Source organism: Shuttleworthella sp. (assembly GCF_057251025.1).
This window is the reverse complement of the sequence record NZ_DBHIDN010000008.1, coordinates 1-14,351: the sequence shown is the minus strand read 5'-3', so window position 1 is coordinate 14,351 and position 14,351 is coordinate 1. Positions and strand designations below refer to the sequence as shown.

Genomic DNA, 14,351 nt, shown 5'->3' with positions numbered 1-14,351 from the left:
GATCTTAACATCGGAGCCCTCTCTGCAACTCCGGACGGACCAGGGAATCCAACATATCCAAAGGAGGAGAATCAAAGGATGTTAGAAAAATTGTTTAAACTCAAGGAGAACAACACGACGGTTCGAACAGAGGTGCTCGGTGGAATTACCACCTTTATGACCATGGCCTATATCCTGGCGGTCAATCCCTCAATCCTGTCCGCGGCCGGCATGGATGCAAGCGCTGTCCTCATGGCGACGGCCCTGGCTGCTTTCGTCGGCACCATGGTTATGGCCCTCTTCGCCAATTATCCCTTCGCTCTTGCGTCCGGCCTTGGCCTGAATGCCTATTTCGCCTATACCGTCTGCGGCAAGATGGGCTACTCCTGGCATATCGCCCTTCTGGCTGTCTTCGTCGAGGGTCTGATTTTTATCGTCTTGTCTCTGACCAATATTCGGGAGGCCATCTTCAATGCCATTCCTGTGACCTTGAAGAAGGGCGTGTCCGCAGGCATCGGTCTCTTCATTGCCTTCATCGGCTTCCAGAACGGCAAGGTCGTTGTCAATGACGACTCCACCCTGGTTGGAATTGTCAATTTCCACGGCCAGGACTTCCACACGGTGGGAATCTCCGCTCTTCTGACCCTGATCGGTCTCATGATCATCTTCATCCTCTCAATCAAGAAGGTGAAGGGATCTCTTCTGATCGGTATCTTCGCCACCTGGATCATCGGTATCATCTGCCAGCTGACCGGCATCTACACGGTAGACGCAGCCAATGGGTTCTACTCCCTGATCCCCTCATACGCAAGTTTCGACATCACGGCCATCGGCCTGACCTTCGGCAAGGCCTTCGACCTGCAGGGTGCTTCCTTCAATCCGGTCGACTTCGCAGTGGTGATCTTCGCCTTCCTCTTCGTTGATGTCTTTGATACTCTGGGCACGGTTGTCGGATGCGCCAACAAGGCCGGCATGCTGGACAAGGAGGGACGTCTTCCCAGGATCAAGCAGGTCCTGACCGCAGATGCGATTGCGACATCGGTCGGTGCTGTGCTCGGAACTTCAACGACCACGACTTTCGTAGAGTCTTCCGCCGGTTTTGCGGAGGGTGCCCGCACCGGTCTGGCATCGGTTGTGACGGCGCTTCTCTTCCTGGTATCGATTGTCTTCGCGCCGATCTTCACCACGATTCCCAGCTTCGCGACTGCCCCGGCTCTGATCTATATCGGTTTCCTCATGGTTGAGGCCGTAGTTGAGATTGACTTCAGTGACATGACAGAGGCAGTCCCCGCTTATCTCTGCATGATTGCCATGCCCCTGATGTATTCCATCTCCGAGGGAATCGCAGTCGGTGTCATCTCATTTGTCATCCTGAACCTAGTCTGCGGCAAGACCAAGAAGATCACACCGCTCATGTACATCCTCTGCTTGCTCTTTATTCTCAAGTACGGATTTATGTAAATCGATGTCCTTGTCGAATGAATTGAATACAGGCCAAAGGACTGCTTTAGGAATGAACCCTGCCTCTTAGGAGGCGGGGTTTTTCTGCCTTCGGAGGAAGGAATTATTCTGCCTGCGTAAATCCCAGATCTGTTAGAATATGTAGCAGACAGAGGGATAAATTCTCTGCCCCAAGCGAGGCCGGACGAATCGGGATCAAGAGGAAGAGTAGGAGATGATGGCAAGAAGAGAGCGTTCCTGGGAAAAACTGGATAACACGGCGAATATCTTCCCTGTCATTGCCAGCGATCAGATGACCAATACCTATCGGATCTCCTGCTGCCTGACGGAGATTGTGAACGCCGATCTCCTGCAGGAAGCGGTCGACCTGGTGACACCCAAGTTCCCGGGCTTTCACGTCCGCCTCAGGAGCGGTATGTTCTGGTATTACCTGGAGGAGAACAATAAGCCTGCCCCGCGGGTCAAGGAGGAGCACACCTATCCCTGCCGCCTGATCCACACGAGCCGCAACAATTCCTACCTATTCCGGGTGACCTACTTTCGCGACCGGATCAATCTGGAGGTCTTTCATGCCCTTGCGGACGGCATGGGAGGGGTTGGCTTTCTGAGAGAGTTGGTCTACCAATATCTGCGCCTGGCACACCCAGAACTCAGGAGAGAGGGAGACGGACTCTCGGCGGAGACCTCTTTGGACAGGGAGGATTCCTTTCTCCGCAATTACCACCGGGCTCATAAGAACAACTACAAGTCCGGCAGAGCCTACCTGATTCGGGGCCGAAAGCTTGAGGCCGATGCGATGGCGGTCTTTCACGCCTATATGTCCGTCGCGCGGCTCAAGGAAGTGGCCGGAAGCTATGGGATATCGATGAATGACTACCTGATCGCCTGCTTTGTCTGGGCAGTCTATCGGGAGGATTATCACAGGCTGGCTAAGAGCGGCCGCCCTCTCCGTGTGGCTGTTCCGGTCAATCTGCGCCCCTTCTTTGAATCGGGGACCACGAAGAACTTCTTTGTCATGGTCTCGGCGGAATTTTTCCCTCGGAAGGAGGAATATTGCTTTTCGGAAATAGCGGCGATCATACATGAGAGCCTGCAGAGCCAGATCAATAAGGAGAATCTGGAGGCGATTTTCTCCTATAATGTCTCCAATCAGGACTACCTGGCCGCCCGCGCCGTTCCCCTCCCCCTCAAGAATCTGGCCATGCGATTCGTCTATAATCAGACGGCGGCGGCCAATACAACGACCATCACCAATATCGGAAATATTGGGGTCGATCAGAAGTACCGGCCCTATATCAGAGCCTTTCACTGCATCCTGGCCTTCTCCAAGGGACAGGGGATGAAGGCCACAATCAGCTCCTACATGGATACTTTGGTCTTCTCCGTCAGCAGCCGCTGGGAGGGGACAGGGATTCAGAGGGAGATGTTCCGGCAGATTGCCCGCGACGGGGTCGCACTGGAATTGGAGTGCAATGGGGTGTTCGAATGAGATATTGTAAGAAATGTTCCGTGAAAATCCTGGATGAACTTGCCTACTGCCCGCTCTGTCATAATGTTCTGCTCTCCGAGGAAGAGACAAGCGACTGCGACAGGGACCGAATCCGGCTCCTGGAGGAGGATGCGGTCCGGCTGGATGAGCAGGAGAGAGAACTTGCGGTAAAGAGGGGAGATCTGGATGCCTCCTGCAGGAAGAGGGATGAGGCCATACAGAAGTTAAGAGAGAGCAAGGCGGACCGCCGGATGGACTCGAAGGAGGCCGGCAGGCAGATCCGTCGGGCTAAGGAGACCTTCCGGCAGGAGGTCAGGGAATCGGAAGTCGTGACCCGGGGACAGCTTCGCCTCCTTGGGCATAAGTTGGAGCGAAGGAGACAGAGAAGGGAGGGAGGTCTGATCGCCTATCCCAATGTGGTCATCCGCCGGCGCAAATATTCCATTGTCCTCCGGGCGCTTCTTCTGGCGGCCCTGATCATCAGTTCCGTCTCCCTCATGCTTGACCATTATCCGGACCATAGATTCAGCTGGAGTCTGACGGTCCTTGAACTTCTTGCCTTTATGGCATGGATGCTCTATCTCTTCTACAGAGACTGGGGCTATATGCGGCGCATCTTCGGTGCCGTCTTCGGCGGCCTGATCGCCTTCTTCTTTGTGGACTTGCAGTACGGGCTTTTTCGCTGGTCTTTCACTTACTCCTATCCCATCGCTGTCCTTCTGATTGAGCTTGCGCTCTTAATTCTTATGCTGGTCAACCGAAAGAACTGGGAGAGTTATCTGATGATTCAGATTCTTATGCTGCCTCTTGGCCTGCTCTGTGTGATTTTCTATCGGACGGGCCTGGCGGACCGGGAACTTCTGGCGGAGACCGCCTTTTTGCTCCCCATCCTGGTATTTCTTGGGACCCTCCTGTTGGGAGGACGGAAGGCCTTAGCGGAGCTGAGGAGAAGGTTTCATATCTGAGTCCGGCCTGGGTTCAGTCTGTCATTCTTCTTATCTCCTCAGATGGCACCCTCTGATGGTACCCTCAGATGTGACAGGTCCAGATAGTCCGGAAGACCCTTTTGGAAGGAGAGAGAGGGCTGGCCCTCGATCAGAGGGGACAGGTAGTCGATCATCTCCTGGCTGACGTCATTTCCGGCCGCATTGATCCAGCTGCGGGGGACTGCCTTGACTTCATTGGCGATTTGGGCGATCGGGAAGGAGGAGATGACTGTCTGATAGCCCTCCCCGCTCTTGCGGCTGATGGTCATCATGCGCCCGCTCTCGCCGCGCATGGCGGAGTCCAGGGCATAGACGCCCTGGTCATGAGATTCGGTCAGGTCTGTCTCGGAGGCGCAGTGGGCAGCTGCCCTCTGGAGAACATTGATCTCAACAGAGCGGACCTTGACAGACAGACGGTCTTTCATGGCCAGCTCCAGCGCCTTGCCGGTACCGGAGAGCTGGGCGTGGCCGAATTTGTCTGCGACCGCCCGGTCAGAGCTCAAGTAGTTGCCCCCGGCGTCATGGATTCCCTCTGAGACGGCAATGATGATGTTGTTCTCCCGGTCCAGCAGGCGCCTTGTATCTTCGATACAGGTGTCCAGGTCGAAGGCGACCTCGGGCAGATAGATCAGCTGCGGAGCAGGAGACCAGTCGGTTCGGGCCAGGGCGGATGCTGCGGTCAGCCAGCCGGCATCCCGGCCCATGATTTCAACGATAGTGACCGATTGAATGGCGTAGATATAGGCGTCATAGGCGATTTCTCTGAGACTGGTCGCTATATACTTGGCGGCGGAACCGAAGCCGGGGGTGTGATCGGTATGCATGAGATCGTTGTCGATGGTCTTCGGAATTCCAAGGATCTTGACGGAAGAGCCGGTCTCTTGGGCGAATCGGGAGAGCTTCAGGACGGTGTCCATGGAGTCATTTCCCCCGATATAGAAGAAGGAGTCGATCTGATGGTCCTCGAAGAAAGAGAAGATCTGCCGATAGGTCCTCCTTTCCTCCTCGCCTGCGGGGTCCGGCAGCTTATAGCGGCAGGAGCCGAGATACATGGCGGGAGTGTGGATCAGGCGGTCCGTGAAATCAGAGTGGGCGGACATCCTCTCGGACAGGTCCAGGAGGCGGTCCTCCAAGATCCCGGTGATCCCGTTCAAGGCGCCGTAGCAGCGGTCGAAATAGGCCTCCTTCGCATTGGCATCGAGCAGGCCCGCAAGGCTTGCGTTGATGGCGACCGTGGGTCCTCCGGACTGGGCGATGATGCAGTTTCTCATGTGATTTCCTCCGCAGTGAGCTAAGCTTTTTCGATTTCATATTAAAAAAAGCGGAGCTGATTTACAAGGGAATAAATATCCCATAAATGTCCTATAACAGATGCTATGCTCTCCCCATCTATAGAAAGTGAGGAAGAGATATGCATACAGAGCTAAGAGAAAGAGAAAGACTGAAGTCGAGGAAGCCGTCCCCGGATATCGGCATGGTCCTTGGGCTGGGCTTTCTGGCCTCCCTGGTGTCCATGACCCTGACCTGCGCGGGACTCTGGGTCATTGACACAGGGGTCAGTGGAGAGAATATCAAGCAGGTGATCAGCATCTTCTTTCTGATCCAGACAGGCAGCTTCCTTGGTCTGGTCCTTTGCAATCGGAGGAAACTGCTGGTGCGGGACCGGCGGGGCTAGCGTTTGACGATACCGGAGCATTTCCTTATAATTTGTTAGAGCAAGGTAGCCGAGTGTACCCGAACGGATGTACCTTCGAGCAATAAGGAGATAAGCATGAGACAAAGAGCTGCGCAAGTCGCGATTGCACTTGTTGTCACTGCCACGGCAGCGTCTGCGGGAGAGATCCCTGTGAATGCGGCAGGCAGCACCTATATTTATGTGTCTGACTCAAGACCCAAGGCGGGAGAGACCATCACCGTCAGAGTGCGCGCCACCAAGTCGAATACACTGACGGTAACCTATGACAATACACTTCTGGATCCGGAGCAGATCAACGCCTCAGGCTACACTAAGGTGGGCAACAAGATCTCCTTTAACGGTATTTCGGGGACCATCACCTTCAGAACCATCGACCAGGGGACAGCAGGGCTCAAGGTTACCGCGGCGGACCCTTCTCTTGCGGCCTGCAGCACCCTGGTCCGGGTTTCCGCCAAGAGCCAGGAGGGGCGGCAGCAGGATCAGCAGAATCAAAGGCAGGAGGAGCAGAGGCAAGAAGAGCAGAAGCCGGAGACCCCGACATTCAGCTATGATGGGCGGACCTATAAGATCTCGGACAAGTTCGATGCGCAGGCTCTTCCCTTTGGCTTCAACTTGGATCAGCAGAAGATTCAGAACCAGGACGCTAAGGTCCTGACCAATCCGACTCTGAAGATGACACTGGTCTTCCTGCAGGAGGCCGATCAGCAGGATGCGAGCGGACACTTCTTTATCTACAAGCAAGATGGGACGGTAGCTCCCTTCTACCAGCTGGGGAGCGCCGACCGGTACCTGGTCCTGGAAGCGGCGGACCCGGTCAGTGGCCTGACTGCAACCAGTTTGACAAGAGATCATGTAACTTATCCTGTATACAGAGATGACTGGGGGAACCTCTATGTCTATGGACAGGATCAGACGGGGACCGGTTCCTGGTTCAGCCTGAATGCCGATACGGCTGCCTTTACGGCCCTCTCCGATATCAAGACCAGCCTGGCAGCTGCTGCAGAAGAGGCGAATAAGCCGGAAGAAACTTCTTCCGGGAAATCTCTCCTGGACAAGATCAAGGGCCTTCCCCCGGCAGCCAAGATCGCGGGCCCCCTTCTCTTGCTCCTTCTGCTTCTGGCCACTCTTATGACCGCGCTTCGCCGCAGGAAGAAGCCTGCGGATAGGCCGGAGACAAAGGCCCGGGAAAATACTCCGGACCGGTCTAAGGAGGATCATCAGGCCGGGGTTCTGAGTCAAGACACCGTTGTCTATGCTCCAACGGGGGGGCAAGAGGAGAGGGAGAAAGATGAATCCGATCCGGGGCAGGTGGAGTCGCCTGAGGATGATCTCTCCTCAGAGAATGCGGATGCGTCTGCGAGCGAAGAGGACGAGGATTTCATAATAGAAGAGGAAGAAGATCAAGAAGCCGAACCGCAGGCCGGAGAGAATCCGGAGGATGGGGGGCCGGCAGAGGAAGGAATGCCTGAGGATGATCCCTCTGTAGAGCAGGCTCTTGACTCTTCGATCTACGACAAAGTCGAAGCGGGCCGCAAGCTAAGACTTGCCAGAATTTTCACCCGCTCCGGAGAGGCGAAGAAGCCAAAGAGAGATGCTTCCGAGGATCTGCCGGAGGATCTGTCGGATGGTTCGACAGAAGAAAGCTCGTCAGATCTCGGGGAAGACGCTTCAGGCCGGGCGGCGGAGGAAGAGTCCGCGGAGGAATCTGCAGAGAAGACAAGAGGTCCTCTTGCTATGGGAGATACCACCAATCTTGATCCGGGGAATATCTCAGTTGCCGCCGAGAACAAGGGCTCGAATGACGGCGTCCTTGAGGCTGTCGAGGCAGCTGTCGCCTATGCGAGACGCAAGGCGGAGCAACAGGCCAAGGAAGAAGCGGCCAAGCACAAAGAGGACCGGGAAAATCCGCCGGAACTTCAGGTACTTGATCTGAATGATTTTTAAAGGCTAGAGAGCGTCTGATCACCGTCGGCGCTCTCTTTTCACAGAAAAAGAGGTTGCGATGAAATACACCCCCCAGGCTCAAGCCGCACTTGACTATGCAAAGGTCATATCCAAGCGGCTGGGACATCACTATATAGGAACAGAACACCTGCTCCTGGGACTCCTGCACGGTGAGACCCTGTCCTCTATGGTTCTAAAGGAACAGAAGCTGGATGAGAACCGTCTGGTCAGCCTGATCCAGGAGCTTCTGACCAAGGGAGACGGGACGGCGGTCGCAGAGCGGGACGGCTATACGCCCAAGCTGAGGCAGCTTTTGGAGGAGGCAAGGATTGAGGCCAATACCAGTCGGGTACAGGAGATCGGGACGGAACATCTCCTGGTCGCTATCATCCGCCTGCCTGACTGCGCGGCGGCCCGCCTCCTGAATGCGGTCGATGTAGACCCACAGAAACTCTTCTCGGACATCATCACCGCCATGGGTGAGGATGGGGAGATATACAGGGAGGAGCTGGCGGCCAGGGGGGAGGCGGACCAGGCCGGAGCGGAGTCTGTCCTTGAGAAATACTCCAGAGACCTGACCGCGATGGCGGCGCAGGGCCGCCTGGATCCTGTGATTGGCCGAGACCGGGAGATCCGCCGCCTGATTAGGATCCTAAGTCGCAGGAGCAAGAACAATCCCTGCCTGATCGGAGAGCCCGGCGTGGGCAAGACTGCAATTGTCGAGGGACTGGCACAGCGCATCGTCACAGAGTCGATTCCGGAGAGCGTCCGGGACAAGCGGCTTCTGTCTCTGGACCTGTCCGGGATGGTGGCCGGTTCCAAGTACCGGGGTGAATTCGAGGAGCGGATTAAGGGAGTCATTGGAGAGGTAGTCAGCGCCGGAAATATCATCTTATTTATCGATGAGATCCATACATTGATCGGAGCCGGAGGGGCAGAGGGGGCGATTGACGCCTCCAATATCCTAAAGCCGGCCATGGCCAGGGGCGAAGTTCAGCTGATTGGAGCCACAACGATCAGCGAGTACCGCAGACACATCGAGAAGGATACAGCACTGGAACGCCGCTTTCAGCCGGTGGTGGTGGAGGAGCCCGGTGAGGAGGAGACCATTGCCATCTTAGAGGGTATAAGCCCCCTCTATGAGAAGCACCATGGGGTCCGCATCAGCCCGGAGGCAATCCGCGCCTGTGTGCATTTGGCCTCCCGCTATATCAGTGACCGCTTCCTGCCGGATAAGGCGATTGACTTGATGGATGAGGCGGCGGCCAGACTGCGTCTGTCAGACAACAAGAGGGGAGCGGCCCTCTATGAGATGGAGAGGATGCTTGCAGATCTGGAGCAGGCTCTTCTTGAGGCACTGAAGAGGGGAGATATCGATGCTGCAAGGGGGATCCGAGAGGAATCGGAGAAGCTCGAGGCCAAGCTTGAGGCGGCGAGGAGACGTCGGGAGAGAAAGTCTGCCGGGGGAAGTAAAGTCCTGACGGAAAACGCCGTCGCGGAGGTGGTCTCCGAGTGGACCAAGATTCCGGTGTCGAGGCTGGGTCAGTCGGAGGCAAGCCGCCTGCGCAAATTGGAGGCGACCATTCACAAGCGGGTGATCGGTCAGGAGGAGGCGGTAGAGGCTGTGTCCAGGGCGGTTCGCCGCGGCAGGATCGGTCTCAAGGCTCCGGGGAAGCCGATCGGATCCTTCCTCTTTCTGGGGCCGACCGGGGTCGGCAAGACAGAGGTCGCCAAGGCTTTGGCCGAGGCGGTCTTTGGGACGGAAGAGGCCATGATTCGCGTCGATATGACGGAGTATATGGAGAAGCAGAGCGTGGCCAAAATCGTCGGGTCCCCTCCGGGCTATGTCGGCTATGAGGAGGGCGGCCAACTCTCCGAGAAGGTTCGCCGCAGCCCTTACTCCGTCATCCTCTTCGATGAGATCGAAAAGGCGCACCCGGATGTCTTCAATATCCTCCTGCAGATTCTGGACGACGGACATGTGACGGACTCGCAGGGCCGCAAGGTGGATTTCAAGAACACCATTATTATCATGACCTCCAATGCCGGTGCGCAGCGCATTGTGGACCCCAAGAAACTGGGCTTTAGCTCCGAGGAGTCAGAGACCGGGGACTATGAACACATGAAGAGCGGGGTCATGGAAGAGGTCAAGCGTCTCTTTAAGCCGGAGTTTCTCAACCGGATTGACGAGATTATTGTCTTCCGCATGCTGTCCAAGGCGGATATGAAGCGGATCGCATCCATCATGACGGGCGAATTGACCAGGCGGTGCAGGGAACAGATGGATCTGGAACTCAAGATTTATGATTCCGTCAAGAAATATATCGTAGAGCACGCCTATGAGCCAAAGTACGGGGCCCGTCCCCTGCGCCGGAGGATTCAGTCAGACCTGGAGGACGGACTGGCAGATGCTCTTTTGTCAGGAGAGATCGACCGGTCCGGTCCTGTTCTCGTCCGCCTGAAAAGAGGCAGGATCGTATTCGAAAACGCCTGATAAAGTCGGAGAATTCTGTTGAAAATGCTAAGAGGGCTTCGCTATAATCAAATCAAGTATAGTTTTAGAGAAAGGCTGGGTATTATGGCTGTACTGATTCGAGTGGAAGAGGATGGAAGCATCAGTTTTGGGAATGCCGCTTTGAAGGAGAAGTCCAAGCAGGATGATTTCAGTCACGAGGGGGATATCTATAAGGTCAAGACCTGGGAGGAGATCACCAAGCTGGAGAGAAACGGCTTATTCGCCTATGAATCTCTTCCGGGCACAAATGTAGAGCACATGCAGGTCGGAGCCGATCGGGTCAGCTTCACCGTCTCCGGTCCTCAGGATGCGGAGATTACCTTGGGTCTGGAGGCAGGATGCGAATATGACATTCAGATCGACGGCAAGGATGCCGGGTCTATGAAGACCAATCTGGGCGGCAAGCTCACCCTGTCCGCAGAGCTTGCGTCCAAGGGCAAGGTACAGGTCCTGGTGACGAAGGCCTGAGCGGGAAGTCGGAGCATGGTCCTGCGGCCGGGCTCAGCTGACCCGGGCGGAAGAAGGATTGATTGAGAGAAGCAAGCAGAGGAACATGTTCTGTCTTCGGACGGGACATGTTTTTCCCTTGTAAGGAGTGACCGTATGGCTACAAAGGGAGGAAAAACTGTTTATTTCTGCCAGGAGTGTGGCAATGAATCTCCGAAATGGCTGGGACAGTGTCCTGTCTGCGGGGCCTGGAACAGCTTCGTGGAGGAGGTCGTAAACAAGTCTGGAGGGACCGGCGGGCACAAGAGACAAGCCGCCAGACCCTCCCACCTGTCCGAGATTGTCTCATCGGATGAGAAGCGGATTTCCTCGGGAATGCCCGAGCTGGACCGGGTCCTGGGCGGAGGTATCGTCAGGGGATCCCTGGTCTTGGTGGGCGGTGATCCGGGAATCGGGAAGTCAACCCTGCTCCTGCAGGTCTGCCGCAATCTCTGCCAAGAAGAGGTCGACATCCTCTATGTCTCCGGGGAGGAGTCCCTGCAGCAGATCAAGATCCGCGCCGACCGCATGGGAGTATTTGACCATCATCTCTCTCTGCTCTGTGAGACGGATCTGGAGGCCATCCGCTCGGTGATTGACCGGACCGGGCCTCAGCTTGTGGTGATCGACTCCATTCAGACCATGTACAATGAGGCGGTCAGCTCAGCACCCGGGTCTGTCTCCCAGGTCAGGGAGGCCACGGCAGCCCTCATGCAGATCGCCAAGGGAATGAACATTATGGTCTTTATTGTGGGGCATGTGACCAAGGAGGGGCTTGTGGCCGGCCCCCGCGTCTTAGAGCACATGGTGGATACAGTCCTATACTTCGAGGGGGACCGCCATGCCGCCTATCGGATCTTAAGAGGCGTCAAGAACCGCTTCGGATCCACGGACGAAATCGGCGTCTTTGAAATGTGTCAGGACGGCCTGCGAGAGGTCGAGAACCCATCGGAATTTATGCTGAACGGAAAGCCAAAGGGGGCCTGCGGGTCCGTTGTGGCCTGCTCGGTCGAGGGGACCCGGCCGATCCTGGTCGAGATCCAGGCCCTGGTCTGTCGGAGTAAATTCAATATGCCCCGCCGCACCGCTGCCGGCTGCGACTACAACAGGGTCAATCTCCTCATGGCGGTGATCGAAAAACGGGCCGGCTTAAGCCTGTCCGAGGCAGACGCCTATGTCAATATTGCGGGCGGGATCCGCATGAATGAGCCGGCGGTTGACCTGGGCATTGTCCTGGCCATCATCTCCTCCTACCGGGAAGTGCCCCTTCCGGACGATGTCATCTGCTTTGGTGAGGTGGGCCTGTCCGGGGAGGTTCGGGCCGTCAACCTGGCAGAGCAGAGGATCGCGGAGGCCGCCAAGCTGGGCTTCTCCAGAGTGATTCTGCCGGAGGTCAACCGCAGGAGCCTGCGCAAGAAGTATGGGAATCTGGACCTGATCGGGGTGGAAAATGTCCGGGAGGCGATGCGGGTCTTTCAAGGGGTATGAACAGCCTTTTATTGTCTGATAAATTCAAAAGATTGTTGTAATCCCGAAAAAATGCTAAGATTTACTCGTATGAAATATAACATTTAAGGATAGGAGGAAGCGTGGCAGATCTCACACAAGCGGATCGAGAAGAGGAATTGGAGAGAATTCGCAAGCTGGAAGCATCGCCGGATTTTCAGGCGAAATTGGACCAGCTGCGAGAGAAGATGAAGAACAATCTGCAGTGGAAGATGGGCTTGACCATCTGTATTGTGGCTGCGTTTTTCCTGTGGATTATGTTCAGATATAAGGGTCTGATCCTTGCTGCAATCATTGCCTTCATTGTGATCTACCCCAAATACAAGAGGCGGCGGGAACTCTTTGGTGGAGAGAAGGAGAACAATGATCGCCTCTATGTTGAGGGCCTGCTCGATCCCATTGTCAAGGAGATCTTCCCGGAGGGGGAGATCCGTGTCAGCTCGGATTTTGCCCTGGACGCGATCAAGTCTGTGATTCCCAGATCCAAAACCTATCAGAGCTACCGGCAGATCTCCTTTCACAATGAGAGTGACCTGGCCGTGACCAATGTCTACGCCTATCACACGGAGGAGAGAACAAGCAACAACGGCCAGAATAGTACGACCGTGACCGTCGAGGATTTCCGGGGCCAGGTCTACCGGATGCGCTTTCCCGGGGCGTTCACCGGTCACATACGCGTTGTCCCGACCAGGAGAACAGCCATTTTAAAGCACGAGGTCCAGGACTATCCGGGGACTCTGAGACAGGAGATGAAGATCGATACAGAGGACATTCAGCACAATGAGAACTATAATATCTATTGTACGGATGAACTTGTAGCGAGAAACTTCCTCAACCCGACGGTGCTCGACTGGTTCGATCAGAATATCTCCCAGAGCCAGACGGCGATTTACATTGAGGACGATATGCTCTATATTTCCCGCTATACGGGCCAGGATCTCTTTCCCATTCCAAGGACTCCGGCTGCGATCGACAAGCTCTCTTTGATGGAGGAGTATCGGAAGCTGCGTGAGGAAATCGATTTTATTCAGGGATTCACAGCAATCTTCCGGTGAGGAACGGACCGGGTCGGTTGCTTTTGAAAGGAGTATGAAATGACTTTTGCAGTTGTAGTTGTAATTGTGGTCCTTATCTTGATCGGCTGGTTGATCGGACAGAGCAACCGGTTAAACCGCTATGAGGTCTCGATCGAAGAGTCCAAGAAGACGGTTGATATCACGCTGGCGAAGCGGCACGACACAATCTCCGAGATGCTCAAGGTTGCCAAGGCCTATGCCAAGCACGAGGAGAAGGTCTTCACGGAGTTAGTCAGCCTCCGCCAGTCTGCCAGTATCAAGGAGACCAATGAGGCCATGGCCAATCAGAATGATGTCCTGGGACAGATCCGCGCGGTGGCGGAGAACTATCCGGACCTGGTCTCCTCCGAACAGTTCTTGACCCTGCAGAAAGAGATTGCCAGTGAGAATGATGAGCTGGCCGCATCCAAGCGGATTGTCAACAGCAACGTGCGTGTGATCAACCAGGCCATTGTCAGCTTCCCGACCTCTCTTGTCGCCGGCTTCAAGGGGATGAGCAAGTTCGACTTCTTGGAGGAAGATCTGGAGGGGAAGAAGGATCTGAAGGATCTGGATTACAACATTGACTAGGATGTCCTCGCAGGGAGCATTTCTCTGGGCTTAGGCCCGCGGCACAGATCTTCGATCAGAGGTCTGTGCCGCTTTTTTGATTGCTGATCCGGTTTTTGCGGACAGGATTGTAGCCGATCGGAAAGATTGATAGAATCCGAGACAGAAGGCATATAAAATCGTTCATTCGGGATATCAAGGAGGCGGTATGGGTTACTTCAAGAAAATGGTCCAGGGCTTATCTCAAAAGACCAAGGAGACAGATCCGGAAAGGTCCGCGCGTCCGCGTCAAGAAGCTCCCCTCGCCTACTGGGAAGAATATTCCTATATGTCGGCTTTGCTGACGGAAGACGATGCACTGACTGAGGATATTTTCACAAATATTGAGGCCCTGGAGGGCATAGAGCTTAAGCATAGGAAACTCCCGGGTGCAGACGGCCCCGGACAAGTCCTTGTGTCATACCAGGGATTGGATTTTGCTGTGGGCTTTTTTCCGGGCGATTTCTCTCCGGACGGCCTTATGCAATGGCAGGTCCAGTATTTTGCAGAGAGGGAGAAGGAGGAAATTCTAAAAGCAGGGCGGGTATTAACCGTATTTATGAAGTTTGAGGGGGATCCCCAAAAGGCATACCACTTGCAGCTCAAGCTGGTCTATGCAATGGCC

Annotated in this window: 12 protein-coding genes; 11 read left to right on the top strand and 1 reads right to left on the bottom strand. The window is 55.3% G+C overall.

From position 1 onward, the window contains the following. Positions 1–78 precede the first annotated feature (78 nt). The 3 genes from ACO5R6_RS03345 to ACO5R6_RS03335 all read left to right on the top strand — a co-directional run bounded on the left by ACO5R6_RS03345 (position 79) and on the right by ACO5R6_RS03335 (position 3,894). Positions 79–1,440, top strand: a complete 1,362-nt coding sequence (locus ACO5R6_RS03345; protein WP_485625777.1) for an NCS2 family permease — start codon at positions 79–81, stop codon at positions 1,438–1,440. A gap of 214 nt (positions 1,441–1,654) precedes the next feature. After that, positions 1,655–2,929 carry a hypothetical protein gene (locus tag ACO5R6_RS03340; RefSeq protein WP_485625776.1) on the top strand — a complete coding sequence of 425 codons (1,275 nt, stop codon included), beginning with the start codon at positions 1,655–1,657 and terminating at the stop codon, positions 2,927–2,929. Between the two features lie 20 nt (positions 2,930–2,949). Beyond that, positions 2,950–3,894 (top strand): DUF6320 domain-containing protein, encoded by a 945-nt coding sequence (locus ACO5R6_RS03335; protein ID WP_485625775.1) that lies wholly within the window; start codon positions 2,950–2,952, stop codon positions 3,892–3,894. Between the two features lie 38 nt (positions 3,895–3,932). On the opposite strand, the gene ACO5R6_RS03330 is transcribed toward ACO5R6_RS03335, so the two are convergent. After that, positions 3,933–5,186 (bottom strand): 6-phosphofructokinase, encoded by a 1,254-nt coding sequence (locus ACO5R6_RS03330; RefSeq protein WP_485625774.1) that lies wholly within the window; start codon positions 5,184–5,186, stop codon positions 3,933–3,935. A 140-nt stretch (positions 5,187–5,326) separates the two neighbouring features. Here ACO5R6_RS03330 and ACO5R6_RS03325 point away from each other — a divergent pair, with 140 nt between their 5' ends. The 8 genes from ACO5R6_RS03325 to ACO5R6_RS03290 form a co-directional block, all read left to right on the top strand. Further along, entirely contained in the window at positions 5,327–5,590 is a 264-nt protein-coding gene (locus tag ACO5R6_RS03325; protein ID WP_485625773.1) for a hypothetical protein, read from the top strand. A gap of 96 nt (positions 5,591–5,686) precedes the next feature. Next, entirely contained in the window at positions 5,687–7,555 is a 1,869-nt protein-coding gene (locus ACO5R6_RS03320; protein ID WP_485625772.1) for a hypothetical protein, read from the top strand. Positions 7,556–7,613: 58 nt separating this feature from the next. Beyond that, entirely contained in the window at positions 7,614–10,049 is a 2,436-nt protein-coding gene (locus tag ACO5R6_RS03315; protein WP_485625771.1) for an ATP-dependent Clp protease ATP-binding subunit, read from the top strand. A gap of 75 nt (positions 10,050–10,124) precedes the next feature. Beyond that, positions 10,125–10,538 (top strand): endosialidase, encoded by a 414-nt coding sequence (locus tag ACO5R6_RS03310; protein ID WP_485625819.1) that lies wholly within the window; start codon positions 10,125–10,127, stop codon positions 10,536–10,538. Positions 10,539–10,673: 135 nt separating this feature from the next. Then, positions 10,674–12,044 (top strand): DNA repair protein RadA, encoded by a 1,371-nt coding sequence (radA, locus tag ACO5R6_RS03305; RefSeq protein ID WP_485625770.1) that lies wholly within the window; start codon positions 10,674–10,676, stop codon positions 12,042–12,044. Between the two features lie 101 nt (positions 12,045–12,145). Then, positions 12,146–13,117 carry a DUF3137 domain-containing protein gene (locus tag ACO5R6_RS03300; protein WP_485625768.1) on the top strand — a complete coding sequence of 324 codons (972 nt, stop codon included), beginning with the start codon at positions 12,146–12,148 and terminating at the stop codon, positions 13,115–13,117. Between the two features lie 39 nt (positions 13,118–13,156). Further along, positions 13,157–13,708 (top strand): LemA family protein, encoded by a 552-nt coding sequence (locus tag ACO5R6_RS03295; protein WP_485625767.1) that lies wholly within the window; start codon positions 13,157–13,159, stop codon positions 13,706–13,708. Positions 13,709–13,895: 187 nt separating this feature from the next. Further along, on the top strand, positions 13,896–14,351 hold a 456-nt coding region (locus tag ACO5R6_RS03290), incomplete at its 3' end, for a DUF4026 domain-containing protein (RefSeq protein ID WP_485625766.1).

Coding starts and splice junctions, on each gene's coding strand:
- ACO5R6_RS03295 (WP_485625767.1), top strand. CDS start 13,157: ATGACTTTTGCAGTTGTAGTTGTAATTGTGGTCCTTATCTTGATCGGC.
- radA (WP_485625770.1), top strand. CDS start 10,674: ATGGCTACAAAGGGAGGAAAAACTGTTTATTTCTGCCAGGAGTGTGGC.
- ACO5R6_RS03320 (WP_485625772.1), top strand. CDS start 5,687: ATGAGACAAAGAGCTGCGCAAGTCGCGATTGCACTTGTTGTCACTGCC.
- ACO5R6_RS03340 (WP_485625776.1), top strand. CDS start 1,655: ATGATGGCAAGAAGAGAGCGTTCCTGGGAAAAACTGGATAACACGGCG.
- ACO5R6_RS03330 (WP_485625774.1), bottom strand. CDS start 5,186: ATGAGAAACTGCATCATCGCCCAGTCCGGAGGACCCACGGTCGCCATC.
- ACO5R6_RS03315 (WP_485625771.1), top strand. CDS start 7,614: ATGAAATACACCCCCCAGGCTCAAGCCGCACTTGACTATGCAAAGGTC.
- ACO5R6_RS03345 (WP_485625777.1), top strand. CDS start 79: ATGTTAGAAAAATTGTTTAAACTCAAGGAGAACAACACGACGGTTCGA.
- ACO5R6_RS03325 (WP_485625773.1), top strand. CDS start 5,327: ATGCATACAGAGCTAAGAGAAAGAGAAAGACTGAAGTCGAGGAAGCCG.